This is a genomic window from Kumtagia ephedrae, from assembly GCF_003012745.1.
Classification (GTDB): Bacteria; Pseudomonadota; Alphaproteobacteria; order Rhizobiales; family Rhizobiaceae; genus Kumtagia; species Kumtagia ephedrae.
This window is the reverse complement of record NZ_PXYK01000007.1, coordinates 112,929-135,593: the sequence shown is the minus strand read 5'-3', so window position 1 is coordinate 135,593 and position 22,665 is coordinate 112,929. Positions and strand designations below refer to the sequence as shown.

The following is a 22,665-nucleotide window of genomic DNA, read 5'->3' as shown; positions in this document are numbered from 1 at the left end:
CGCTCCTGGCAGGGGTTTCGACGGCCTTCCCAACTTTCCAGGCATTCGCATGTTCCGCTAAGCTGGTCGGGAAGTTGTCCGCCTTTCTCTGCACTGGGGGTGCGTCGACGAGGCGTGATGGCCTCGTTCACGCCATCCGCTGCTGCGAGCCTCTGTGGGAACGGCTGCTTTGGTACGTGTGATGGCGTCGTCAACGTCTTCGAAGGGGTCGTTTGCCGGCGGACTGCTTTCACAGCCGGATTCAGGGCTCACCATGAGTCGATATGGCCTGACAGACTCTTAGTCCGCATTTGGCTCCACCGGCTTCAGGACGCAATCCTGTCCGGAGCACTCCTTGACAGGGCCGCCTGCCCGCTGGGCGCAGCCATCGCCCAGACATTCCATCGCGGGAGGGTCGGCCTGCTCGGCGGGAGCGCTGCATTGCTCGCCGACGCAGTCCGTCTGCGGTGCAGCCTCTTGCGACAGGCAGTTCTCGCCCATGCATGCCTCGGCCGCCGTGGCTGGAAGGGTGCCGGACAGGCCGGCAAGGAGCAGCAGGGCGCCTGCAAGTAGGGCTTCAACACGGCGCATCTCGACCTCGCCTGTTCGACGGCCAATGTTAGGCGGTGCAGGTTAAGGAAGATGATCCGGGACGGTGACAATTCGAGAGAGGCGGGCCGCCTGGCGGCAGCCGTGGCCTGATATGCCGTCAGAACCGACAGTTCGGGTAGCCTGGAACGACTATCCGGGTATCTCCGTCACGACGAAGTCCATGGGAATGTCGTGCGGTTGCGGGTAGATGGTCGCGATGCTCTGCATGGAATAGCCGACACCGATCACCAGCGGTTTACGCGGCAGGGCCGCCAGTGTGCGGTCGAAGAAGCCGCCGCCATAACCGAGCCGGAAGTTTTTGGCGTCGAAACCGACCAGCGGGGCGATGACGATGTCGGGCAGCACCTCGGCGCCGTCCGCCGGGACCGGGATGTTCCAGACACCTTTTTCCAGCCTGTCGCCCGGCCGGTAGCTGCGGAACACCAGCGGCCGCGCCTTCTCGATCACCACCGGCAGCGCGACGCCGCCGCCGCGCTCGACCACGCCAGCGGCCCAGCCCCGCAGGTCCGGCTCGCCGCGAAACGGCCAGTAGAGGCTGATCGTCCTCCCGCGCAGGCCGCCGATCGCGGTGTCGAGTCCGGCCGCGATTGCTGCCGACATATTTCCGCGCGCCTCGGCCGAGATCGCCAGGCGGTCCTCGATCAGGCGCTCGCGTTCGGCCTTGCGCCAGCGCCGGACGTCAGCCCACTGCGCCGGATCCGCGGGCGTCTCCCGGTCGGCATGTCCTTCCAGTTCATGCATGAAGCAGGGCGGGGAGGAATACTGCGCTCCGCGTCGGTCGTCGGCACCATGGGCCATGCGTGTCCTCCATGCTCTCCTGCCAGGTAAAGCTAGTCCTCGCGCGGGAATGCGGCAGGCGCATTTGCGACATGGCACCCGGCATTCATGGGCATTCGGCAGGCATTGTCTTGCTGCAATGCACAAATTTCCCTACATCTACCAGGGCGGCCTGCGAAAGGTGAACGAATGGCGAAGGCCAGACACCATGTCGTCGTCGTCGGTGCCGGCTTTGCCGGACTGGAGCTCGTCAAGGAGCTCAAAGGCGCCGATGTCGAGGTCACGCTGATCGACCGGCGAAACCACCATCTCTTCCAGCCGCTGCTCTACCAGGTCGCAACGACCTCTCTGGCGACCTCCGAAATCGCCTGGCCGATCCGCCATCTCTTGCGCCGGCGCAAGGACGTGCGAACGCTGCTCGCCTCGGCGGCCGGCGTCGACAGGGCCGGCAAGCGCGTCCTGCTGGACGACGGCGGCGGCATTCCCTACGACACGCTCGTCGTCGCCACGGGGGCGCGCCATGCCTATTTCGGCCATGACGAGTGGGAGCCCTACGCACCCGGACTGAAGACGCTCGAGGACGCGACGACGATCAGGCGCCGCCTGCTGCTCGCCTTCGAGAAGGCCGAGACCGAGCCCGATCCGGAACGCCGCAGGGCATTGCTCACTTTCGTCATCATCGGCGGAGGCCCGACCGGCGTCGAGCTCGCCGGCACGATCGCAGAACTGGCGCGCGACACGCTGGCCGGCGAGTTCCGCTCGATCGATCCGCGCGAGGCGCGTGTCGTGCTGGTCGAAGCCGGAGAGCGCATCCTTCCCGCCTTCAAGCCCGAACTTTCGGCCTATGCGAAGGGGGCGCTGGAAAAGCTGGGCGCGACGGTGGAACTCGGCCGCCCGGTCACCGGCTGCGGCGCGGAAGGGGTGACGTTCGGCGGCGTGGTCCTGCCGGCGGCCACCATCATCTGGGCGGCCGGCGTGGCGGCTTCGCCGGCGGCGGAATGGCTCGGCGCCGAGGCCGATCGGGCGGGACGGGTCAAGGTCGCGCCGGACCTGACGCTGCCGGGCAATCCGGACATCTTCGTCGTCGGCGACACGGCGCATGTCGAGAATGCGGACGGCTCGCTCGTGCCGGGCGTCGCGCCCGCGGCAAAGCAGCAGGGACGGCATGTCGCCGCGGCGATCAAGGCGAGGCTTGCGGGAGAGGGCGAGGCCCGGCCTTTCCGATACCGCCACGGCGGCGACCTCGCCACCATCGGCAAGCGGGCCGCCGTCACCGATCTCGGCTGGATCAGGCTGACCGGCCGGCCTGCCTGGTGGCTCTGGGGGTTCGCCCACATCTATTTCCTCATCGGCCTGCGCTACAGGCTGGCGGTGGCGCTGAGCTGGCTGTGGATCTATGCCACCGGCCAGCGCAGCGCGCGGCTCATCACGCAAGGCGACGCGGACGGAGGAAACGACGGTCGCGCATAGCTCCCGGCCGGCAGTTTGATCGTGCCGGTGATCCCGGCTGCTGGACTTGCGCGGGATTCGGCGCGACAGTTGCCGCGGCACATCCTGGGGAGGAGAGCATGTCCCGTCTCGTTCGGCCTGTTTCGCGTCGTTCCTTTCTGGCCGGCAGCACCGCTGCCGCCTTCGTCATGATGCATCCATTCTCGGCGCGCGCCCAGGCCAATCAGGCGCATCTGAGGATCATGGAGACGACCGACATCCATGTGAACGTGCTGCCCTACGACTACTATGCCGACAAGGCGAACGACACGATGGGCCTGTCGCGCACGGCGTCGCTGATCGAGGCGGTGCGCAAGGAAGCGACCAACGCCATGCTGGTCGACAATGGCGACTTCCTGCAGGGCAATCCGATGGGCGACTACATCGCCTATGAGAAGGGCATGAAGGACGGCGACGTCCACCCGGTGATGAAGGGCATGAACCTGCTCGGCTACGAGGCCTCGACGCTCGGCAACCACGAGTTCAACTATGGCCTGTCTTTCATGGACAAGGTGCTGGCCGGTGCGAATTTCCCCTTCGTCTGCGCCAACCTGGTGCGCGGCACCGAACTCGCCGCCAACCCGCGCGACGACAAGCTCTATCTCAAGCCGTATCTGATCCTCGACAAGACCATCAAGGACGGCGCCGGCGCCGAACACCCGATCAAGATCGGCGTCATCGGCTTCGTGCCGCCGCAGATCATGTTGTGGGACGCCAAAAATCTTTCCGGCAACGTCGCCACCCGCGACATCGTGCAGGCGGCGAAGGCCTGGGTGCCGCAGATGAAGGAGGAGGGAGCCGACATCGTGATCGCGCTGTCGCACTCCGGCATCGACGTCAAGCAGGGCGACATGATGGAGAACGCTTCCTTCTTCCTTGCCGGCGTAGACGGTATCGATGCGGTGTTCACCGGGCATCAGCACCTCGTCTTCCCCGGCAAGAAGGATTTTCAGGACCTGGAGGGAGTCGACGCCAAGGCCGGCACGCTGCAGGGCAAGCCGGCGGTCATGGGCGGCTTCTGGGGCTCACATATGGGCCTGATCGACCTCTTGCTCGAACGCGACGGCTCGAAATGGAAGGTCGTCTCCGCGACCTCGGAGGCCCGGCCGATCTTTGAACGGGTCGACAACAGGAACAAGGCGACGGTCGAGGACGACAAGCGCCTGGTCGAGGCGCTGAAGACCGACCACGAGGCGACGCTCGCCTATGTCCGCCGTCCCGTCGGCAAGACGGCTGCTCCGCTCTATTCCTATTTCGCGCTGGTCGCCGACGATCCGTCCGTGCAGATCGTCAGCCAGGCGCAGACCTGGTACATCAAGGATCTTCTGAAAGACACTGAATGGAAAGACCTTCCGGTGCTGTCGGCGGCCGCTCCGTTCAAGTCGGGCGGCCGTGGCGGACCCGACTACTACACCGATGTGCCGGCCGGCGACGTGGCGATCAAGAACGTCGCCGATCTCTATCTCTACCCGAACACCGTCCGCGCCGTGGCGGTCACCGGGGCGCAGGTCAAGGAATGGCTGGAGATGTCGGCCGGCATCTTCAACCGGATCGAGCCTGGCAAGGCCGACCAGAAGCTCATCAACACCGACTTCCCCGCCTACAATTTCGACGTCATCGACGGCGTGACCTATCGCATCGACCTGTCGCAGCCACCGAAATACGATCCGAAGGGCGCCGTGCTCGATGCCTCCGCGAATCGCATAAAGGACTTGATGTTCGACGGAAAACCGGTTGATCCCGTGCAGAAATTCGTGGTCGCCACCAACAACTACCGTGCCGGCGGCGGGGGCAATTTCCCCGAGATCAACGACAGCAAGGTGATCTTCGAGGCGCCCGACACCAACCGCGACGTGATCGTGCGCTACATCATGGAGCAGAAGACGATCAACCCGACCGCCGATGCCAACTGGTCGTTCGTACCGGTCGAAGGCGCCACCGTGATCTTCGAGACCGGGCCGAAGGCGAAGGATTTCATCGCCGACGTCAAGGCGGTGAAGATCGAGCCGGCGGGCGAGGGCGAGAACGGCTTCGCGAAGTACCGCATCACGCTGTAAGCGGCTACACCGTCAGCGGATTTCCGGCGAAGGAATCCGGTTGCTGCCCAGACCGTTGCCGGAACCGTCCAGCAAATTCCCGCTGCCGCCTGATTGGCCGAGCCCCTGTTCCTGAGGCGTGCTCGGCACCACCAGCGGCGCCATGCCTTGCGGTTGCGGAACCGAGGGGATGGCCGAGGTCGTGCCCTCGTCAAGTGTTCCTGACGAGTCCAGCGTCGAATCGAAACTCGGGGTGGCGATGCATGCGCCCGACCCGGCAATGCCTGCCAGATCCTCGACGCAAGGTTCATCCGATTGCGCCAAACCTGCTGCGGCGCTGCCGAGCAGAACCGCCGCTGCTAGAAACGAAATGCGCTTCATGACTGCATCCTTTCGTCATGCACCGCGTGGCGAGAATCCGCGCGGTTCGCATCCGCAACGCCGCCCGCCCGCATTTGTTTCATGCCTTTCCGAGATCACGTTCGAGACGGGCGGACCGCCGACAGAAGCCTGTTCGCCGCCGATGACGGATGATTTACTCCTGCGCCTTATGCTGCGGATGATGGATTTGAGGCGGGAACGGACATGCGCTACGTCATCGGCATCTGCATTCTGACCGGCCTCATCATATGGGACGGCGCCCGCTACGACGGCCGCTATCTGGCGCAGGTCATGAAGACGGTCGACGCGATGGTGAAGAGCGTCACCGGCTGACGGCCTGCCCGGGCGCGGGGAGGGCGAAGTCGTCGCATTGACGATCGGCGCCCGGCGCCGCAAAAGCACCGCACGATCGTCGTGCGGAGGCGGTGTTGATCCGGCATATCGTATTCTTCAGCGCAAAGCGCCCCGGCCAGGTGGACGCTGTCGAGGCGGGGCTGTGGAAGCTCGCCGAAATCCCGCATTCCAGCCATTTCGAGGTTGCGCGCAACAGCAAGGTCGATCCGCTGTGCGACGCCATCGACGTCGTCGTCTATGCGGAGTTCGCCGACGAGGCGGCGCTGGCCGCCTACAAGGCGCATCCGCTCTATGCCGAGACGACGCGCAAGGTCAGGCCGATGCGCGAGTTGCGGTTTTCGGCTGATTTCGCGGCTTTCGCCCATGCCAAAGCGGCGCCCGAAATCCAGTAGGGCGGCACTTCAGTTCTCCACGCCGCAAGGTTTCTCGCCCTTCAGATCGCGGCTCATGCAGCCATACTTGTCGAAGAGTTGCCCGGTCTCGCGTGCGGCCTTGGCCGCGCCGCAGGCCGACAGCAGGACGGCCAGCAAGACAATCACAACAGTTTTCAATCGGCCGCTCCGTTTCGCAAGGTGTGGCCGACAGGTAGGGCAGGGTGGCCACGGCGCAAGGCTGCTGTGTCAGGTGACCGTCGGGCGGCGGAGGTCGGAAAAATCACCAGCAGGCGCCTTTCAGCGCATCGAGCGGAAACTTGAGGTAGCGGCGGCCATTGTCCTCCGGCTCGGGCAGGCGGCCGCCGCAGATGTTGACCTGCAGGGCGTGCAGGATCAGCTTCGGCATCGGCAAGGTGCGGTCGCGCGCCTCGCGCATGGCGACGAAGGCGGCTTCATCGGAGCCGGCGACGTGGATGTTGGAGCGCTTCTGCTCGGCCACCGTGCTTTCCCAAGAGGGCTCGCGTCCGCCGGGCTGGTAATCGTGGCCGGTGAACAGCCGGGTGTCATCCGGCAAGGCGAGGATGTCCTGGATCGACGCCCACAGGCTGCACGCGCTGCCTCCAGGGAAATCGGTTCGGGCGGTGCCGCCGTCGGGCATGAACAGCGTGTCGTGGATGAAGGCGGCGTCGCCGACGACATAGGTGACCGAAGCCATCGTGTGGCCTGGTGAAAACATCACCCGGGCCTCCAGCGAGCCGATGCCGAAGCGGTCGTCCCCGGCGAAGAGCCGGTCCCATTGCGAGCCGTCGGTGGCGAGCGACGGCCAGTTGTAGATATCCTTCCACAGCCGCTGGACGTCGACGACATGGGCGCCGATCGCGGTGGGAGCGCCGGTCCTGCCCTTCAGGTAGTGCGCGGCGGAAAAGTGGTCGGCATGCGGATGGGTGTCGAGGATCCAGTCCACAGTGAACCCTTGTGCCGTCACATGGGCGAGCAGGGCGTCGGCGCTGGCGGTGCAGGTCGCGCCCGACTTCTCGTCGAAATCGAGCACGGGGTCGACGATGGCGCAGCGCTTCGTCGCGGGATCGGTGACGATGTACTGGATGCTCGATGTTCGCGGGTCGAAGAAGCCTTGTACGGCCGGCCGGCCGGTGACCGCGCACCCATCGGTGGTTTCGTTCTGCTGCATTGCATCTCCCGCCAGCCGGAAACCCGTCGATTCTGGTAGAGTGTACAACGCCATCGCGACGGCGGCACCTGTTGCCGGGGCGGTCGGCGCCTGCTTCTGTCCACGCCGTTCGTGGATGCCGCACTTAACGCAGCGGGGTCATCAGTGCGTTGCCCGCCGGAGACGGTGTTCGGCGCGGCTGCATTTCGTTTGAAATTCCGTTCCCTGCCGGGCTAAAGCTGCGGCACAACGACACCGGACATCGCAAGGCGGCGCAATTGGAAGGCCACGAGGAAACGACCCCGGGCGACGCCGGCCACGAGGCGGCGCATGCCGACATCTATGGCGAGGACGGCGTCATCCGGCCGGCTTTCGTCGCGCATATCGGCGCGGCGATCGCCGACCGCGATACGCTGACGCTGCGCAAGGATGTCGGCGACCTGCACCAGTCGGAGGTCGGCGACCTGCTGGAAGCGCTGCTGCCGGAGCAGCGGCGCACGCTGGTCGACCTGCTCGGCGCCGACTTCGATTTTTCGGCGCTGACCGAGGTCGACGAGGCGATCCGCCTGGAGATCGTCGAGAACCTGCCCAACGCGCAGATCGCCAAGGCCGTCCAGGAGCTCGACTCCGACGATGCGGTCTACATTCTCGAGGATCTCGACCAGGCCGACCAGGACGAGATCCTCGCCCAGCTTCCGTTCACCGAGCGCATCCGGCTGCGCCGCTCGCTCGACTATCCGGAAGAGTCGGCCGGCCGACGCATGCAGACCGAGTTCGTCGCGGTGCCGCCGTTCTGGACGGTCGGCCAGACCATCGACTACATGCGCGAGGACAACAACCTGCCCGACCGCTTCAGCCAGGTCTTCGTCATCGATCCGTCCTTCAAGCTGCTCGGCGCCATCGATCTCGACCAGATCCTGCGCGCCAAGCGCTCGGTCAAGATCGAAGACATCATGCACGAGACGCGCCACGCGATCCCGGCCACGATGGACCAGGAGGAGGCGGCGCGGGAGTTCGAGCAGTACAACCTGCTGTCGGCCGCCGTCGTCGACGAGAACGAGCGGCTGGTCGGCGTGCTCACCATCGATGACGTCGTCGACGTCATCCAGCAGGAGGCCGAGGAGGATCTCCTGCGCATGGGCGGCGTCGGCGACGAGGAGCTCTCCGACACTGTCATTGCGACCTCGCGCTCGCGCGTGCCCTGGCTGCTGGTCAATCTGGCGACCGCCTTCCTGTCGGCCTCCGTCATCAGCCTGTTCGGCGCCACAATTGAGGAAATGGTGGCGCTTGCCGCGCTGATGCCGATCGTCGCCTCGCTCGGCGGCAATGCCGGCACCCAGACGATGACGGTGACGGTGCGGGCGCTCGCCACCAAGGATCTCGACATCTACAATGCAGGCCGCGTCATCCGCCGCGAGGTGCTGGTCGGCCTCACCAATGGCGCCATTATCGCCATCATCATCGGCGTCGTCGCCGCCCTGTGGTTCCAGAACCACGACCTCGGCATCGTGATCGCCGCCGCCATGGTCATCAACATGCTGGCGGCAGCACTTGGCGGCATCCTTATCCCGCTGCTGCTCGACAAGCTCGGCGCCGACCCGGCGATCTCCTCGTCGATCTTCACTACGATGATCACCGACGTCATCGGGTTTCTGGCCTTTCTCGGGCTGGCCACGTGGTGGATGCATCTCGGGTGAGGCCTGAATTGACTTTTACGTAAACGCCGTGCGATCCTGCCGAACTGGAATCGGCCGGCAGGACTGGGCATGCGCGAATACTATTCGATCACCGAACTCACCAGGGAGTTCGACATATCGACGCGCACCCTGCGCTTCTACGAGGACGAGGGATTGATCCAGCCGGTCCGGCGCGGCCGCACCCGGCTGTTCCGGCCCTCCGACCGCCATCTGGTGCGACAGATCCTGCGCGGAAAAAGGCTCGGCTTCTCCATCAACGAGATCCGCGAGATCATCCAGATGTACCGGGAGCCGCCCGGCGAGGTCGGACAGCTGAAGCTGCTCATCACGCGCATCAACGAGAAGAAGGAAGACCTTCGCCAGAAGCGCCGGGATCTGGAAGAGACGCTGGCGGAACTGGACCAGGCGGAGGAATCCTGCGTCGAGCGGCTGGTCGAGCTCGGCGTCAACACCTGACTTGCCGCGGCCCTGCCGACACTGCGGTGTCAGCAGGTGCCCATGTCGCAAGTGACGGACCGCTTCGCCGGGTGTATGAATCGCCTTGAACGACGCTCCAGCAGCTGCGGAGGCGGATCATGAGCGAAACAAGCGCTCTCTTTGCGATGTTGCGGAATTCCGCGGACCCTGCGGTGGCGGGCGCCATCGAAACGCTTGTCGCCGACGGCACCGACCGCGCGCTGTGCAGAATCAACCCGCTGGCCTTCGCGGACCGCAACGGCCTCGACCCGGAGCGGACCGTCGCCGGCTTCCTGCATGGCGCGTCGCTCGGCGTGTTCGACATAGCGTGGAACGTGCTCTGCCCCGGCTGCGGCGGCGTGCTGGAGAGCGGTGCCACCCTGAAGACCGTCACCAAGGAAGAATATGTCTGCACCCTCTGCGCCGAAGGGTATTCACCGACGCTCGACGAGATGGTCGAGGTGACGTTCACCGTGAGCCCGAGGGTGCGCCGCATCGCCGCCCACAATCCCGAAACGCTGCCGATGCTCGAATATCTCAGGCAGCTTTACTGGGGCTCCGGCGTCGACCTGCCGGAGGATGGTTACGCCGAAGCGATCGACGAGATGGTCATCGAAGCCGTCGAGGTTCCGGCGGGCGAGAAGATGGTGCTGGCGCTGCAATTGCCAGCCGAGTTCATCATCGTCTTCGAACCGGTGACGCACAGCGTGCAGTTCATCGACGTGAAGGGCGAGCCGACGCGCGAGCGGCAGAATCTAGCGCTGATCTACGACCGCGAGCATTCGCAGAACCAGACCTTGCAGATGCAGCCCGGACCGCTTCGCATTGCGATCGACAACCGCACCGACATACGCGTCCTGCCGGCGGTCTTCATCGCCGGCCATGCCTTGCACGACATGCTCGGGCGGCGGCGGCCGTTCCTGACCGCCAAGCAGTTGCTGACCAACCAGACGTTTCGCGATCTCTACCGCACCGATACGGTGGCGGTCGACCAGCGGCTGAAGATCACCAGCCTGACATTCCTGTTCACCGACCTGCGCGGCTCGACCGAGCTTTACGAGCGTGTCGGCGACCTGAACGCCTTCGACATGGTGCAGGCGCATTTCCGCGTGCTGCAGGAGATCGTCGCCTCGGAAGCCGGCGCGGTGGTCAAGACGATCGGCGACGCGGTGATGGCGACCTTTCCGACGCCGGACCGGGCCGTCGCGGCGGCGATCAGGATGCGGGACGCGATGCGCTCGCTGAACGAGAACAGCGGCCGCGAGGATCTGCTCTTGAAGATCGGCGTCCATGAGGGCCCCTGCATCGCCGTCACCATGAACGACCGGCAGGACTATTTCGGCCAGACCGTCAACATCGCGTCCAGGGTGCAGGGGCTCGCCACCTCGCAGGCGATCTTCGTCACAAGCGCGGTGGTCGAGGACGAGCATTCGGCCGGCGTGCTCGCCGCCAACAGGCTGACGCCGGTCTCACAGGATCTGGCGCTGCGCGGCATCGAGCGCGAGGTGAGGATTTTCGCGATTCCCTGACGGCGGCGCAGCTCGCCGCCTCTACAGCCAGCGGCGGACGCGGGCGCGATAGTCGCGGTACTTCTTGCCGAAGCGCGCCTCCAGATGTCTTTCCTCCGGTTCGATCGTCAGCTTCTGCGTGGTCACCGCTGCGAGCACAGCGAAGAGCAGGAACCATAGACTGCCGACGATCAGCCCGATGCCGATGGTGAGCGCGGTGTTGCCGAGATAGATCGGGTTGCGGGTGAAGGCGAACGGTCCGGTGGTCACCAGATGTTCCGACACGCGTGTCGGCATGACCGTCGTCCTGGCGCGCGAGAAGGCGCGGAAGGCCGCGACCTCGACGGCGACCGCGGCGGCGACCACCAGCCAGCCGGCGGCGAACAGCAGGTCGGACAGCGGTCCGGTGATCCACGGCAGGGGATAGACGATGCCGAGCACGATGCTGACGGCGATCGCCGCGAGATAGATCACCGGCGGCCAGGGAAAGCGGTTGGGTGGCGTCACGGCGCGGTATCCTCCAGCTCGTTGTCCTCGGCGCGCGCCGTGCACAGTCCGGCCATGCCCGAGACGCGTTCGCGCAGATCCTCATCCTGTCGTCCGGCGAAGATGCTGGGCAGGTCGCCCGTAGTCTCCAGTTCGCCGAGCATGCACGCACAATAGCGCGTGCAGAACGCCGCGTCGCGTTCTTGCGCGCATGTCGCCTCGCAGGAGGCGCGGAAGCGTACCTCCGGAGGCTGTATCGCAGGCGGAAGCATCTGGGAGAACAGCCAGACGGCGCCGATCAGCACCGGCTGGTGGATCAGGTAGAAGGCGAGGCTGTGGCGGCCGATGAACTGCAGCGGGGTCGACCAGCGGCCGAACCGGATTGTTGCGAGCCGGTCGAACAGGCCGGCGGCGGCCGCCATTCCCGCCAGGGCGATACCGGCGAGCACCGCGCCGAACCAGGGGAACAGCGGGACGTAGTCGTTGGAGCGCGGCCTGCTCTCGAACAGCCCCAGCCACAGCAAGGCCGGATGGTCGAAGATTGTAGAGCGGAACAAGAGCGGCAGGGCGATGACGAAGGCGGCTGCCGCAAGCGTCAGGAGCGGCGGCAGACGCAGGAAGGCGAGGCCGAGCAGGCTGGCCAGGGCGATCTGGTGAAGGATGCCGAAGAAGATGAAGGCGTCCGGCACGGCGACATAGGTGACGGCGGAGATCGCCGCCGCGGCGGCGATGATCATCGCCAGCCTGCGCAGGAAACCCGGCCAGCGTATCCCGCGGCCATGCGCCACCACCAGGCTGACGCCGACCAGGAACAGGAAGCTGGAGGCGATGCAGCGGGCGAACAGCTTCCAGCCGCCGACGGCCGTCATGCCCGGCGGCGCATAGCCGAAGAATTCGAGATCCCAGGCGAAATGGTAGATCGCCATGGCGAGGAGGGCGAGGCCGCGGGCGAGGTCGAGCGCCTCGATTCGCCGCTTCGCGGCTGGCTCTCGCTGGGTTTTCGGGTCAGGATGCATTTGGGGGCGGGTTCCGGTGCCGGCTGCGGCGCCACGGCTATCACGTCCGGCAGCGCCAACGAAAGCACCTGGAGGCTATCATGCATGTCGTCAACGCCAATGGCGCCGCCATTCCCGCGCTCGGGCTCGGCACCTGGACCCTGCGCGGCGATGCCTGCGCGGATCTCGTGGCGTCGGCGCTGGCGCTCGGCTACCGGCACGTCGACACCGCCGCGCGATATGACAACGAGGCCGACGTCGGGCGCGGGCTTGCTGCGAGCGATATTGGCCGCGACGCGGTCTTCGTCACGACCAAGGTCTGGTACACCGACATTGCCGCCGGCAAGCTGGAGCGCGCGGCCGAAGCGAGCCTGCGGCGGCTCGGCCTCCACCATGTCGACCTCCTGCTTATCCATTGGCCGAACCCCACCATCCCGCTGAAGGAGACGATCGGCGCCCTCAACGCGGCGCGCCGTGGCGGCCTGACCCGGCACGTCGGAGTCTCGAACTTTCCGCCGAGACTTCTCGCCGAGGCGGTGGCGCTGTCGGAAGCGCCGCTGGTCTGCGACCAGGTCGAGTACCATCCCTATCTCGACCAGTCGAAGCTCGTCGCCGCATGCCGCGCGGCTGACATGGCGCTGGTCTCCTACTGTCCGCTGTTCCGTGACGGCGGCCTGTTTTCGGAGCCGGCGGTGCGCGCCGCCGCCGAGCACCACGGCAAGACGCCGGGTCAGGTGATCCTGCGCTGGCACGTGCAGCAGGCCGGCGTGGTGGCCATCCCGCGCACGACCAGGAAGGAGCGGCTGGCCGAGAACATCGCCGTCTTCGATTTCGCCTTGAGCGAGCCGGAGATGGAGGCGATCACTACGCTCACGCAGGCCGGCCGGCGGCTCTGCGACCACGATGAATTTCCGATCGACTGGGCCGCGGGCTGATCCGGTTTTCCCGGTCGGAGGCGGAGCGTCAGGGCGAGGCGGCGGCGCGCCGGTGTGCCGCGCGCACCCATTCGTGGAAGCGGTGGAGATCGTATTCCTCCGGCATCAGCACGCCGGCCCGGTGCGGCCGGGCGTGCAGCCCGCGCTGGTTGATCTCGCAGACGGCCGCGTCCTCCTCGAGTACGGTGGTGCCGAAGGCGACGATGTTGTCGAGGTCGGCACCGGGCTCTTCGAGCGCTTCCGGCAGGAACAGCCATTCGGCGGTGAGTTCGGTCAACTCCGGGCCGAGCGGCACCAGCCGCACCGTGCGCACATAGTCGACATGGCCGACGACGAACATGGACGGCAGGTTCATGGCATAGCTCTGGCCGGCGGTGCGCTCGCGCTCCGACAGCCCGTTGAACGTGTGGCGCAGCGCCCGCCCGTCATGCGACCAGGTCTGCGCGCCCGCGCGCAGGCCGCCGGCATATTGCGGCTCGTCATTGTCGGCATGCAGCGCCCATTGCGGATCGTCATGGCGCGCCATCAGCCCGCGGCCGTAGATCGGCACCAGCGCCGACAGGTGCTTGTGCACGCCGGGGCAGTGCAGGCATTCGTTGAAGTTCTCCCAGAATATCTTCCAGTTGCAGGCCATCACCTTGGTGAAGACATGGCCGGTCACCAGACCTTCCAGCGGCCAGTTGGTGAGGTCGGCCGAATCGCGGTCGAGGGCGTGGGCGGCCGTGCCGGCGGGCTCGGGCGAGAGATTGACGAAGACGAAGCCGCGCCACAGCGACAGCGCCACCGGGTAGAGCGGATAGTCGGCCTTGTCGAAGCCTTCGGGTAGCGACTTCGACGGCACGCGCACCAGATCGCCGCGCAGCGAATAGGACCAAGCGTGGTAGGGACAGGTGAGCAGCCGCGCCTTGAGCCGACCTTCGCTTCCGCGGCAGAGCTGCGAGCCGCGGTGGCGGCAGGTGTTGTGGAAGGCCCGCAACTCGCCGTGCTCGTCGCGCAGCACCAGCACCTGCTGCGAGCCGATGGTGAAGACCCGGTAGGCAAGCGGCTGCGACAGGTCAGCTTCGCGGCAGACCATTATCCAGTCGCGGTACCAGATCGCTTCGAGGTCGCGCTGGTATTCCGCGGGGTCCCAGTAGGCGGAGGACGGCAGGGTCGGCTCGGCCGACGGCAGGCCGTTGTAAGGATCGCTCTTCACCGATTCAGGGGTCATCGCGCACTCCATTTGCATGAGCGGACACTTCGCATCGGGCTTTGTCAACCGTGCCGGGGCGACTTGCTTTTCCAGGCAGCGCCGGGCGATTGTGCCGCGAAGGGCGCCAGGGTGTCCTATCGCGGAGTACGGTCGCATGAAGCCCCGCTTGATGGCGTTGACCGAGGAAATGGTGGCGCGCTGCCACCGAGATATCGCCGATTCCGGTCAGGAGCCGGGCCTCGGCTATCTCGACGAGGACGACTATGCGCAACTCCTCGGTGCCACGATGGAGGAGCGGCCGGCCGGACCGCTGTGGCTGTTCGCCTATGGCTCGCTGATCTGGAAGCCGGAGATCGAGCATGTGGAGGAGTGCGTCGCCACCGCGCGCGGTTATCACCGCGCCTTCTGCATTCACCAGACCCGCTGGCGCGGCACGCTGGAGCAGCCGGGATTGATGATGGGTCTCATGCCCGGCGGCCAATGCGGAGGCGTCGCCTTCAGGCTGCCGGATGGCGATCCGGCGGAGATGGTCTCCAGGCTGATCCGCCGCGAGATGACCGCAAAGCCTTCCACCTACCTGCCGACCTGGCTGAAGCTCGATACCGCCGGCGGGCCGCTTGCCGCGCTCGGCTTCGCCGTCAACCCGAAGGGCCGGACGTTTGCCGGCAAGCGAAGCGACGCGGAAGTGGCGCGCATCCTGGCCCGAGCCTGCGGCCATCTCGGCTCCGGCGCCGACTATCTGTTCCACACCGTGCGCAACCTCGAAACGCGCGGCATCCATGACCGCCGCCTGTGGCGGCTGCAGGAGTTGGTGGCAGCCGAACTCGCGGCCGACCGATAGCGATTCCTCGACCAGGCCGGCTGTGCGATGTCGGATTCGGATTTGCAGTGGCGCTGGTTTGCGCCTATTGTCGCGGCCGTCGTCGGTTCCGCGAGGAACCAAAAGGGAATGCGGTGCGGGCGTCTCGCCCAAGGCCGCGGCTGCCCCCGCAACTGTAAGCGGCGAGCCTACCCCGAATGCCACTGAGGCTTTTGTCTCGGGAAGGCGGGGCAAGGCGAGAACCCGCGAGCCAGGAGACCTGCCGGCGACATTCGTGCATCAAGGGCCCTCGGGTGGAGGGCGGAAGGGACTTGCAATGAATACGGTTTCGACTTCGCTGGGCGTTCCGGTCTCGGCTTCCTCGCGCGCCATTCAACTCGCGCTTGCCGGCTTTCTCGGCATCTTCATCGTCGGCTTCGTTGGCTTCTCGCATATGGAGGCGGCGCACAACGCGGCGCATGACTACCGTCACTCGATGGCCTTTCCCTGCCACTGACGGGAGCGTGACATGACCTTTCTTCGCAACGTCGTGCTGGTCGCGGCGGCGGCAGGGCTTTTGGCAAGCCTCGTCATGACCGCGCTCCAGGCCTATTCCACCGTGCCGCTGATCCTGAAGGCGGAAACCTTCGAGAGCGCCGGCGAGGCCACAGGCCACGACCACGGCGCGCCCGCTGCGGCTGAAGCTACCGGCACCGAAGCCGTGCCGGCCGCCGCCGAGGCGCATTCCCATGGCGAGGAGGCGTGGACTCCGGCCGACGGTTTCGAGCGCTTCTTCTTCAACTTCCTTGCAAACGTGCTGAGCGGCATCGGTTTCGCGCTGATCCTGGTGGCCGCGTCGGAGTTCGCCGGCGGCATTTCGGGCTGGCGCTCGGGAATTCTCTGGGGCTTTGCCGGCTTCGCCGTGTTCACATTGGCGCCCGGCCTTGGCCTGCCGCCGGAGCTGCCGGCCATGCCGGCGGCCGATCTCGCCGCGCGCCAGGTCTGGTGGATCGGCACGGTGTTGGCGACGGCGGCGGGCCTCGCCCTGATCGCCTTTCGCGGCACGGTCGCGCTGTCGATCCTCGGCGTGGCGCTGATCGTCGTCCCGCACATCATCGGCGCGCCGCAGCCGGAAAGCCACGATTCGCCCATTCCCGCCGACCTGCACCACCAGTTCGTGGTCGCCACCACGGTGACCAACCTGATCTTCTGGGCGCTGCTCGGCGGCCTGGTCGGCGCCGTGCGCTCGCGCTTTTTCGGCTCGGCCAGTGAGGCGCGCGGCCAGCTTGCCTGAACGCGGCCGGCTGACCTTCGTCCTCGGCGGGGCGCGCTCCGGCAAGAGCAGCCACGCCGAGGCGCGGGTCACGGCGCTTCCGGCGCCGTGGACCTATATCGCCACGGCGCAGGCCTTCGACGACGAGATGGCGGAGCGCATCGCGCTGCACCGCGCCCGCCGCGAGGCCGGGTGGGAAACGGTCGACGCGCCGCTCGATCTGGCCGGAGCCCTCGAGGCGGTTACGGATGGGCGGCCCGTGCTGGTCGACTGCCTGACGCTGTGGCTGTCGAACCATATGCTCGCCGATCATGACGTCGAGGGCGAAAGCCGCCGCCTGGCGGACCTGCTGGCGCGGCCGCGCGGCCCCTGGTTCGTCGTCTCCAACGAGGTCGGCCTCGGCATCGTGCCGGACAACGCGCTCGCCCGGCGCTTTCGCGATGCGGCCGGGCGGCTCAATCAGAAGGTGGCAGCCGTGGCCGACGATGTGCTGTTCATGGCGGCCGGGCTGCCGATGCGGGTGAAGTGAGATGAAGGCGATCGACGACGCGCAGGCCGAGCGCCACAAGGCCAAGATGACCAAGCGCAAGGCCGTTCAGGACGCGGAGGTCGCGACCAAGACGGTCGAGAAGGGGCTGCTCATCATCAACACCGGGCCGGGCAAGGGCAAGACCACGGCCGCCTTCGGTCTGGCGTTGCGCATGCTGGGCTACGGCCGCCGCGTCGGCATCGTGCAATTCGTCAAGGGCGCCTGGCACACCGGCGAGCGGGCCGCTTTCGCGGCCTTCGGCGACAAGGTGGTGTGGCATTCGATGGGCGAAGGCTTCACCTGGGAAACGCAGGATCTTCGGCGCGATGTGGCGGCGGCCGAAGCCGCCTGGGCGAAGGCACGGGAACTCATGGCCGATCCGACGATCGGCCTCGTCGTGCTCGACGAACTCAACATCGCGCTGCGCTACGATTATCTCGATCTCGACGCGGTCGTCGCGGCGCTCAAGGCGCGGCGCGGCGGGCTGCATGTGGTGGTGACCGGCCGCAACGCCAAGCCGGCGCTGGTCGAGGCCGCGGACCTGGTCACCGAGATGGGCGCGACCAAGCACCACTTCGCAGCCGGCGTGAAGGCGCAGCAGGGAATCGAGTTTTAGACGGCTGGCGGGAACGCGCTCAGTCCGCGCCCTCCACGGCCGGCGGAACATTCTCGTCGGCGATCACCTCGACCTCCTCGTTGCGGCCGGCCTCGACCGTGAAGTCGCGCTGGTAGATGTGGTCGCGGTTCTTGGCGACGATGGTGTAGTCGCCTTCGGCCAGCACCATGGAGGCGTAGGCGCCGACGCTCTCGCGCACCGGATCGCCCGAATTGGTGAGAACCGACCAGGACGTGTCGGCGATGGCCTCGCCGCCGGCCTCGCGCACCAGCTTCATCGTCAGCTCGGCCGCCCTGTGCTCCACGGTAGCCTCGGTCAGCTTGCCCGCCTCGACCTTGATGTCGGAGCGCACGACGGCGTTGACGTTCCCGTAGGTCGACACGACGTGATAGGTGCCGGCGTTGAGCCGGATCACCGTGTCCGGGCTGATGTCGGGCAGGATCAGCGCGCGCTCGGCCCCCGGCTTGTCGTCGCCCTGGTAGACCGAGAAGCTCAATTTGTTGCCGGGAATGCGCAGGCCGCCGGAATTCTCCGCATTGAGCTTCAGCCCGCCGGCATCCAGCACGAAGGCCTCGCGCTTGGCATCGCTGCCGACCGACACGCGCTTGGTCGCGCCGGCGCGCCCGTAGGAGGCGTGCACGAGATATTGCCCCGGCATCAGGTCGAAGGACTGCGTGCCGCCCTTGGCCGAGGCGACGAGCTTCAGCTTACCGTCCGGGCCTGCCTCGGTATCGAACACCCGCCAGACCAGGCCGCGCGTGATCTCGGCGCCATCGCCCACCAGTTGCGCCGCCAGCGTGATGCGGCCGAGCCCGGCGGTCGCCAAGGGCGAGGTGGCTTGGGCCGGGGCGTAGGTGGACAGACCGGGCATGTCGATGTGCAGGCGATCGCCGCGGTCCTGCGCGGATGCGGCAGCCGGGAGTGCGACAAGGCCGACGGCCACCAGCAGGAATTTTCGCGCGATCATGTCTTGCCTTGAAGCGCAAGGCGGTGGCAATTTCAAGACCGCGCGCGCTAGGGCGCGGCCCAAGCCGCCGCCCAGCGTGCTTCAGCGAAAACTCGAGGAACCACAATAAAATGGCGTCGCCCATCATCGACTTCATGCTTGCCCGCGGCTCCGCGCCGATCCAGGATCTCAAGGGGCCCGGTCCGACGGACGACGAGATCGCCCTGATGCTGAAGATCGCAAGCCGCGTGCCGGATCACGGGCGGCTGGAGCCCTGGCGCTTCATCCTCTATCGCGGCAAGGCACGCGAGGAGATCGGCGAGAAGCTGGCGGACCTGGTCGACGCGGTCGAGGGGCCGCAGCCGGAAGGCCGCAAGCAGAAGGAGCGCGAGCGGTTTTCCCGCGCGCCGCTGGTGATCGGTGTGATTTCGAGCCCGAAACCGAACCTGAAGATCCCGAGATGGGAGATGTTCCTGTCAGGCGGAGCCGCCGCCATGAGCCTTTTGATTGCTGCGAACGGGCTCGGCTATGGGGCGAACTGGATCACCAACTGGTACTCTGACGTGGAGGAGGGGCGCCGGCTGCTCGGTCTGGCGCCGCACGAGCGCGTCGTCGGCTTCGTCCACATCGGCAATTATGAAGGCCAGCCGCCGGAGCGGCCGCGCCCGGATGTCCCGGCGCTCTATTCCGACTACTCCGGGCCGTGGAAGGAATAGACGATGTTCTTCGAGCCGGCGAAAGGCCACGGATTGCGGCATGATCCGTTCAAGGCGATCGTGGCGCCGCGGCCGATCGGCTGGATATCGACGATGAGCAGGGCAGGGCAGGTCAATCTCGCGCCTTATTCGTTCTTCAATGCGCTTTCGTCGAAGCCGCCCCTCGTCTGGTTCTCCTCCGACAACGGCAAGGACAGCGTGACCTTCGCCGAGGAGACCGGCGAATTCGTCGTCAACCTGGTCGGCCGCGAGCTTGCCGAGCGGATGGTCAGGACCTCCGTGGAGGCGCCACGCGGCGTCAACGAATTCGACTATGCGGGGCTGGCGGCCGCACCCTCGCGGCTGGTGGCGCCGCCGCGCGTCGCCGAGGCTCCGGCAGCACTTGAATGCAAGGTGACCGAAATCATCCACCCGAAGGCGCTCGACGGGTCGTCGCCCGCCACGATCGCGATCGGCGAGGTCGTCGGCGTCCATATCGACGAGGCCTATCTCAAGGACGGGCTGTTCGACACGGCCAAGGCCGGCAACGTCGCCCGTCTCGGCTATTTCGACTATGCCCGCGTCGATGCAACCTTTGCCATGCGCCCGCCGAAATGGGATCGGGATTGAGACTGGCCAGGCTGCATCGCGGTTACGGACGCAGCCTGGCCAGCAGGCGCTCTGCCCGCTTGAGATGCGGGCGGTCGTACATCTTGCCGCCGATGCCGACCACGCCCGGATTGCCGGCGGCGGCAAAGGCTTCGATCACGGCACGCGCCTCCGCTACCACCTCGGGTGAGGGGGTGAACGCCTCGTTGATGATCGCCACCTGGTCGGGATGGATCGCCATCTTGCCGGCAAAACCGTCGCGCTCGGCATCGAGGCATTCGGCCTTCAGGCCGGCCGTGTCGCGAAAGTTGACGAAGACGGTGTCGATCGCCGCGGTCTCGGCCGCCGAGGCTGCAAGGAGCGTGACCGAGCGGGCGAGGCGAAAGACGTCGGTATAGCGGCCACGCTCGTCGCGGGTCGCGTGCGCGCCGATGGCGGCCGAAAGGTCCTCCGCGCCCCAGGTGACGCCGGCAAGACGCTGGTGGCCTTGGCCGTAGCTCGCCGCGCCGAACACGCCGGCGGCGGTCTCGGTGATGATTGGCAGAATGCGGGTGGCGCCGTCGGCAAGGCCGTTCTCTGCCTCCTGGACGCGGAGCCTCGCGGCCAACCGCTCGACATCAGGCAGGCCGGATGCCTTGGGCAGCATGATGCCGTCCGGCCGCGCCGGCACCAGCGCCGCCAAATCGTCATCCGTGAGGCCGGAAGAGAAATCGTTGACCCGGATGTAGATCGCGGCCCTCGCGGTCCGCCGGGCGCGGATGAAATCGGCCGCGATCGTGCGGGCGGCCGCCTTGTTGCCCGCTGCGACCGAATCCTCAAGATCGACGATGATGACGTCGGCAGCGGACGCGAATCCCTTCTCGAGCTTGCGCTCCGAATCGCCGGGGACGAACAGCAGCGAGCGCATCAGGCGGGCCTCTTCAGCATCATCGCCTGGCGCAGGCAGCGCGCCACAAGCACGCCGTCCTGGTTGAAGGCGCGGTGCTCCATCTCGACGATGCCGCGATCCGGCTTCGACTTCGATTCGCGCGCCGAGACGATCTCCGTCTCCACCCGGATCGTGTCGCCATGGAAGACCGGATGCGGAAACACCGTCTCGCGCATGCCGAGATTGCCGACCAGCGTGCCGAGCGTCGTGTCGTGCACGGAGATGCCGATCATCAGGCCGAGCGTGAACAGCGAGTTTACCAGCGGCCGGCCCCATTCGCTCTTGGCAGCGAAGTCGAAGTCGATATGCAGCGGCTGCGGGTTGAGCGTCATGGTGGAGAACATCATGTTGTCGTTCTCCGTCACCGTCTTGGTGAGCTGGTGCCGGACGACCAGCCCCGGCCGGCACTCCTCCAGGTACAAGCCCGCCACGCGATCTCCTCCTGTTTCCCGACCTTGCTAGCCCCCGCCGCCCCGGCTGGCAAGCCGGTTAAGGAACATGGTGAACGCTTCGTAAACCTTTTGTTCCTAGGGTCGCCGACGGGACCGGGCATCGTTCCGGGGGGTAGTGGGCAGTCCGCATGGTGGTGTCGCAATTCCTGAGGTGGGTCAACACGGCGCGCGTCGCCGAGCGGGCCGCGGCGGCGAGTGCGTTGGCGCGCGCCTTCATCGAGAACCGCTTCGCCTTCGAGGAACGCTGCGCGGCGGAAGCGGCGCTCACCTTCCTGCTCGACGACCCCTCGTGGAAAGTGCGGCTGGCGCTTGCTGAAGCCCTGTCGATGAGCCGGCACGCCCCCTTGCAGGTGATCAGCGCGCTGGCCTCCGACCAGCCGGAGGTGGCCAGCCTGATCATCGGGCGCTCGCCGCTGATCACCGATGCCGATCTGATCGACCGGGTCGCCACGGGAAGCGTGGCCACGCAGGAACTGATCGCCCGCAGGTCGGCCATCTCGATGTCGGTTTCGGCCGCGCTGGCCGAGGTGGGCGAAGCCGAAGCCTGCTCGGCCCTTCTCGCCAATCCCGGCGCCGACATCGCCTCGATCAGCTTCCGCCGCATCGCCGAAAGGCACGGCCATGTCGGGCGACTGCGCGAAGCCATGGTCGCCGATCCGCGGCTGCCCTCGGACTGCCGTCACATGCTGCTGGTCAAGCTCGGCGACGCGCTGAGCCGGGCGCCGCTGGTCCGCGCGCTGATCGGCCATGCACGCGCCGAGAAGGTGGCGCGCGACGCCTGTGTCAGGGCATCGCTCATGCTCATCGAAGGCACGCATGCCGACGAACACGGCGCGCTGATCGAGCACCTGCGTCTGCGCGGCGACCTCACCGCCGCCTTCCTCATCCGCGTGGTCGCGCACGGCAAGATGGATTTTTTCGGATCCGCCCTGATTGCCCTGAGCGGAGAGGCCGGGCACCGCGTGAAGTCGCTGCTCGCCGCCGGCGGCGACGGTGCCGTCTCGGCGCTGCTGCACCGGGCGGGGCTGGCCGCCGTCACCCATACCGTGATCGTCCGCGCACTGAAGGTCTGGCGCGAGGTCGCGAGGGGCAAGCGCGTCGCCGGCCCGCAGGAGGTGTCATGGCTGATGTTGAGGGAACTCGGCCCGAATCCGGCGGGAGAACTCGCAAGCCTGCTGAAGTCGATCCATGTCGACGTACTGCGCGAGAACGCCCGCGCCCATGCGATGGCGATCGCGGCCGCGTAGCTTTCCGCGCACCGGCGAGGCCAGCCTGGTTATTCGATTTCGCCGGCCGGCGCCGAATCGCCATTCGGCCGCAATCGTCGTCAGCCCTGCCGACCAGATGTCGTTGTGGGCGCCGACGGGTACGCCGCGGCAG

The 22,665-nt window shown here is 66.7% G+C and carries 25 protein-coding genes, 1 pseudogene and 1 riboswitch; of the genes and pseudogenes, 16 read left to right on the top strand and 10 right to left on the bottom strand.

The features are described 5' to 3' along the window. Nucleotides 1-720: 720 nt before the first annotated feature. Nucleotides 721-1,389 (bottom strand): 5-formyltetrahydrofolate cyclo-ligase, encoded by a 669-nt coding sequence (locus C7I84_RS09430; RefSeq protein ID WP_106771920.1) that lies wholly within the window; start codon nt 1,387-1,389, stop codon nt 721-723. A 168-nt stretch (nt 1,390-1,557) separates the two neighbouring features. Here C7I84_RS09430 and C7I84_RS09425 point away from each other — a divergent pair, with 168 nt between their 5' ends. Together C7I84_RS09425 and C7I84_RS09420 are read left to right on the top strand one after the other, a co-directional pair. After that, on the top strand, nt 1,558-2,838 hold the full coding sequence (locus C7I84_RS09425) for an NAD(P)/FAD-dependent oxidoreductase (RefSeq protein ID WP_106771919.1): 1,281 nt from the start codon (nt 1,558-1,560) through the stop codon (nt 2,836-2,838). A gap of 98 nt (nt 2,839-2,936) precedes the next feature. Next, entirely contained in the window at nt 2,937-4,913 is a 1,977-nt protein-coding gene (locus C7I84_RS09420) for a bifunctional 2',3'-cyclic-nucleotide 2'-phosphodiesterase/3'-nucleotidase (protein ID WP_106771918.1), read from the top strand. Nucleotides 4,914-4,925: 12 nt separating this feature from the next. On the opposite strand, the gene C7I84_RS09415 is transcribed toward C7I84_RS09420, so the two are convergent. Then, complete coding sequence (locus tag C7I84_RS09415; protein WP_106771917.1) at nt 4,926-5,273, bottom strand: hypothetical protein; 348 nt, start codon at nt 5,271-5,273, stop codon at nt 4,926-4,928. Between the two features lie 204 nt (nt 5,274-5,477). Between C7I84_RS09415 and C7I84_RS30845 the strand changes: the two genes are divergently transcribed. Both C7I84_RS30845 and C7I84_RS09410 read left to right on the top strand, forming a co-directional pair. After that, complete coding sequence (locus C7I84_RS30845; protein ID WP_280954219.1) at nt 5,478-5,606, top strand: hypothetical protein; 129 nt, start codon at nt 5,478-5,480, stop codon at nt 5,604-5,606. Nucleotides 5,607-5,701: 95 nt separating this feature from the next. Then, nucleotides 5,702-6,019, top strand: a complete 318-nt coding sequence (locus C7I84_RS09410; RefSeq protein ID WP_106771916.1) for a Dabb family protein — start codon at nt 5,702-5,704, stop codon at nt 6,017-6,019. A gap of 9 nt (nt 6,020-6,028) precedes the next feature. Here C7I84_RS09410 and C7I84_RS29990 read toward each other — a convergent pair whose 3' ends face one another. Both C7I84_RS29990 and C7I84_RS09405 read right to left on the bottom strand, forming a co-directional pair. Beyond that, on the bottom strand, nt 6,029-6,166 hold the full coding sequence (locus tag C7I84_RS29990) for a hypothetical protein (RefSeq protein WP_165816033.1): 138 nt from the start codon (nt 6,164-6,166) through the stop codon (nt 6,029-6,031). A gap of 115 nt (nt 6,167-6,281) precedes the next feature. Further along, nucleotides 6,282-7,139 (bottom strand): annotated as a pseudogene (locus C7I84_RS09405) (MBL fold metallo-hydrolase); the annotation flags it as partial. 308 nt (nt 7,140-7,447) lie between these two features. Between C7I84_RS09405 and mgtE the strand changes: the two are divergent. The 3 genes from mgtE (at nt 7,448) to C7I84_RS09390 (ending at nt 10,851) form a co-directional block, all read left to right on the top strand. Continuing rightward, a complete protein-coding gene (gene mgtE, locus C7I84_RS09400) occupies nt 7,448-8,866 on the top strand; it encodes a magnesium transporter (protein WP_106771914.1) in 1,419 nt (472 codons plus the stop codon). Nucleotides 8,867-8,935: 69 nt separating this feature from the next. Then, nucleotides 8,936-9,322 carry a MerR family transcriptional regulator gene (locus tag C7I84_RS09395; RefSeq protein WP_106771913.1) on the top strand — a complete coding sequence of 129 codons (387 nt, stop codon included), beginning with the start codon at nt 8,936-8,938 and terminating at the stop codon, nt 9,320-9,322. 119 nt (nt 9,323-9,441) lie between these two features. After that, on the top strand, nt 9,442-10,851 hold the full coding sequence (locus tag C7I84_RS09390; RefSeq protein ID WP_106771912.1) for an adenylate/guanylate cyclase domain-containing protein: 1,410 nt from the start codon (nt 9,442-9,444) through the stop codon (nt 10,849-10,851). Between the two features lie 21 nt (nt 10,852-10,872). Here the strand turns inward: C7I84_RS09390 and C7I84_RS09385 are convergent, their stop codons facing one another. Further along, on the bottom strand, nt 10,873-11,337 hold the full coding sequence (locus C7I84_RS09385; protein WP_106771911.1) for a methyltransferase family protein: 465 nt from the start codon (nt 11,335-11,337) through the stop codon (nt 10,873-10,875). Continuing rightward, the gene (locus C7I84_RS09380) at nt 11,334-12,332 is read right to left on the bottom strand and encodes a heparan-alpha-glucosaminide N-acetyltransferase (protein WP_106771910.1); all 999 of its coding nucleotides are present in this window, start codon (nt 12,330-12,332) and stop codon (nt 11,334-11,336) included. The genes C7I84_RS09385 and C7I84_RS09380 overlap by 4 nt, the downstream gene beginning before the upstream one ends. A gap of 80 nt (nt 12,333-12,412) precedes the next feature. Between C7I84_RS09380 and C7I84_RS09375 the strand changes: the two genes are divergently transcribed. Further along, nucleotides 12,413-13,246, top strand: a complete 834-nt coding sequence (locus tag C7I84_RS09375) for an aldo/keto reductase (RefSeq protein WP_106771909.1) — start codon at nt 12,413-12,415, stop codon at nt 13,244-13,246. A gap of 28 nt (nt 13,247-13,274) precedes the next feature. On the opposite strand, the gene C7I84_RS09370 is transcribed toward C7I84_RS09375, so the two are convergent. Further along, the gene (locus C7I84_RS09370; protein ID WP_106771908.1) at nt 13,275-14,456 is read right to left on the bottom strand and encodes an aromatic ring-hydroxylating oxygenase subunit alpha; all 1,182 of its coding nucleotides are present in this window, start codon (nt 14,454-14,456) and stop codon (nt 13,275-13,277) included. A gap of 136 nt (nt 14,457-14,592) precedes the next feature. Here C7I84_RS09370 and C7I84_RS09365 point away from each other — a divergent pair, with 136 nt between their 5' ends. From C7I84_RS09365 to cobO, 5 genes are all read left to right on the top strand, one after another. After that, a complete protein-coding gene (locus C7I84_RS09365; RefSeq protein ID WP_106771907.1) occupies nt 14,593-15,279 on the top strand; it encodes a gamma-glutamylcyclotransferase in 687 nt (228 codons plus the stop codon). A 66-nt stretch (nt 15,280-15,345) separates the two neighbouring features. After that, nucleotides 15,346-15,539: riboswitch (cobalamin riboswitch) on the top strand. 35 nt (nt 15,540-15,574) lie between these two features. Then, nucleotides 15,575-15,754, top strand: coding sequence for a CbtB domain-containing protein (locus C7I84_RS09360; RefSeq protein WP_106771906.1), 180 nt, complete (start codon nt 15,575-15,577; stop codon nt 15,752-15,754). A 12-nt stretch (nt 15,755-15,766) separates the two neighbouring features. Next, the gene (locus C7I84_RS09355; protein ID WP_106771905.1) at nt 15,767-16,531 is read left to right on the top strand and encodes a CbtA family protein; all 765 of its coding nucleotides are present in this window, start codon (nt 15,767-15,769) and stop codon (nt 16,529-16,531) included. After that, a complete protein-coding gene (cobU, locus tag C7I84_RS09350; protein ID WP_106771904.1) occupies nt 16,524-17,039 on the top strand; it encodes a bifunctional adenosylcobinamide kinase/adenosylcobinamide-phosphate guanylyltransferase in 516 nt (171 codons plus the stop codon). Before C7I84_RS09355 ends, cobU begins: the two co-directional genes overlap by 8 nt. Before the next feature lies 1 nt (nt 17,040). After that, nucleotides 17,041-17,655: a cob(I)yrinic acid a,c-diamide adenosyltransferase gene (gene cobO / locus C7I84_RS09345; protein WP_106771903.1), complete on the top strand. Its 615-nt coding sequence runs from the start codon at nt 17,041-17,043 to the stop codon at nt 17,653-17,655. A gap of 19 nt (nt 17,656-17,674) precedes the next feature. Here cobO and C7I84_RS09340 read toward each other — a convergent pair whose 3' ends face one another. Further along, the gene (locus tag C7I84_RS09340) at nt 17,675-18,622 is read right to left on the bottom strand and encodes a hypothetical protein (RefSeq protein ID WP_106771902.1); all 948 of its coding nucleotides are present in this window, start codon (nt 18,620-18,622) and stop codon (nt 17,675-17,677) included. Nucleotides 18,623-18,732: 110 nt separating this feature from the next. Here C7I84_RS09340 and C7I84_RS09335 point away from each other — a divergent pair, with 110 nt between their 5' ends. Then, nucleotides 18,733-19,317, top strand: a complete 585-nt coding sequence (locus C7I84_RS09335; protein WP_106771901.1) for a nitroreductase family protein — start codon at nt 18,733-18,735, stop codon at nt 19,315-19,317. Nucleotides 19,318-19,320: 3 nt separating this feature from the next. Next, the gene (locus C7I84_RS09330) at nt 19,321-19,926 is read left to right on the top strand and encodes a flavin reductase family protein (RefSeq protein ID WP_106771900.1); all 606 of its coding nucleotides are present in this window, start codon (nt 19,321-19,323) and stop codon (nt 19,924-19,926) included. 22 nt (nt 19,927-19,948) lie between these two features. On the opposite strand, the gene C7I84_RS09325 is transcribed toward C7I84_RS09330, so the two are convergent. Both C7I84_RS09325 and C7I84_RS09320 read right to left on the bottom strand, forming a co-directional pair. Beyond that, entirely contained in the window at nt 19,949-20,812 is an 864-nt protein-coding gene (locus C7I84_RS09325) for an HpcH/HpaI aldolase/citrate lyase family protein (RefSeq protein ID WP_106771899.1), read from the bottom strand. Further along, complete coding sequence (locus C7I84_RS09320) at nt 20,812-21,264, bottom strand: MaoC family dehydratase (RefSeq protein ID WP_106771898.1); 453 nt, start codon at nt 21,262-21,264, stop codon at nt 20,812-20,814. The genes C7I84_RS09325 and C7I84_RS09320 overlap by 1 nt, the downstream gene beginning before the upstream one ends. A gap of 149 nt (nt 21,265-21,413) precedes the next feature. On the opposite strand from C7I84_RS09320, the gene C7I84_RS09315 reads away from it, so the two are divergent. After that, nucleotides 21,414-22,532 carry a DUF2336 domain-containing protein gene (locus C7I84_RS09315; protein WP_106771897.1) on the top strand — a complete coding sequence of 373 codons (1,119 nt, stop codon included), beginning with the start codon at nt 21,414-21,416 and terminating at the stop codon, nt 22,530-22,532. The last annotated feature ends 133 nt before the right edge of the window (nt 22,533-22,665 follow it).

Bases quoted from the DNA above. Each gene is read 5' to 3' on its own strand.
- cobO (WP_106771903.1), top strand. From the start codon at position 17,041: ATGAAGGCGATCGACGACGCGCAGGCCGAGCGCCACAAGGCCAAGATG.
- C7I84_RS09330 (WP_106771900.1), top strand. From the start codon at position 19,321: ATGTTCTTCGAGCCGGCGAAAGGCCACGGATTGCGGCATGATCCGTTC.
- C7I84_RS09390 (WP_106771912.1), top strand. From the start codon at position 9,442: ATGAGCGAAACAAGCGCTCTCTTTGCGATGTTGCGGAATTCCGCGGAC.
- C7I84_RS09335 (WP_106771901.1), top strand. From the start codon at position 18,733: ATGGCGTCGCCCATCATCGACTTCATGCTTGCCCGCGGCTCCGCGCCG.
- C7I84_RS09355 (WP_106771905.1), top strand. From the start codon at position 15,767: ATGACCTTTCTTCGCAACGTCGTGCTGGTCGCGGCGGCGGCAGGGCTT.
- C7I84_RS09395 (WP_106771913.1), top strand. From the start codon at position 8,936: ATGCGCGAATACTATTCGATCACCGAACTCACCAGGGAGTTCGACATA.
- C7I84_RS09375 (WP_106771909.1), top strand. From the start codon at position 12,413: ATGCATGTCGTCAACGCCAATGGCGCCGCCATTCCCGCGCTCGGGCTC.
- C7I84_RS09420 (WP_106771918.1), top strand. From the start codon at position 2,937: ATGTCCCGTCTCGTTCGGCCTGTTTCGCGTCGTTCCTTTCTGGCCGGC.
- C7I84_RS09380 (WP_106771910.1), bottom strand. From the start codon at position 12,332: ATGCATCCTGACCCGAAAACCCAGCGAGAGCCAGCCGCGAAGCGGCGA.
- C7I84_RS09315 (WP_106771897.1), top strand. From the start codon at position 21,414: ATGGTGGTGTCGCAATTCCTGAGGTGGGTCAACACGGCGCGCGTCGCC.
- C7I84_RS09325 (WP_106771899.1), bottom strand. From the start codon at position 20,812: ATGCGCTCGCTGCTGTTCGTCCCCGGCGATTCGGAGCGCAAGCTCGAG.
- C7I84_RS09425 (WP_106771919.1), top strand. From the start codon at position 1,558: ATGGCGAAGGCCAGACACCATGTCGTCGTCGTCGGTGCCGGCTTTGCC.
- C7I84_RS30845 (WP_280954219.1), top strand. From the start codon at position 5,478: ATGCGCTACGTCATCGGCATCTGCATTCTGACCGGCCTCATCATATGG.
- C7I84_RS09360 (WP_106771906.1), top strand. From the start codon at position 15,575: ATGAATACGGTTTCGACTTCGCTGGGCGTTCCGGTCTCGGCTTCCTCG.
- C7I84_RS09415 (WP_106771917.1), bottom strand. From the start codon at position 5,273: ATGAAGCGCATTTCGTTTCTAGCAGCGGCGGTTCTGCTCGGCAGCGCC.
- C7I84_RS09365 (WP_106771907.1), top strand. From the start codon at position 14,593: ATGAAGCCCCGCTTGATGGCGTTGACCGAGGAAATGGTGGCGCGCTGC.
- C7I84_RS09340 (WP_106771902.1), bottom strand. From the start codon at position 18,622: ATGATCGCGCGAAAATTCCTGCTGGTGGCCGTCGGCCTTGTCGCACTC.
- C7I84_RS09430 (WP_106771920.1), bottom strand. From the start codon at position 1,389: ATGGCCCATGGTGCCGACGACCGACGCGGAGCGCAGTATTCCTCCCCG.
- C7I84_RS09370 (WP_106771908.1), bottom strand. From the start codon at position 14,456: ATGACCCCTGAATCGGTGAAGAGCGATCCTTACAACGGCCTGCCGTCG.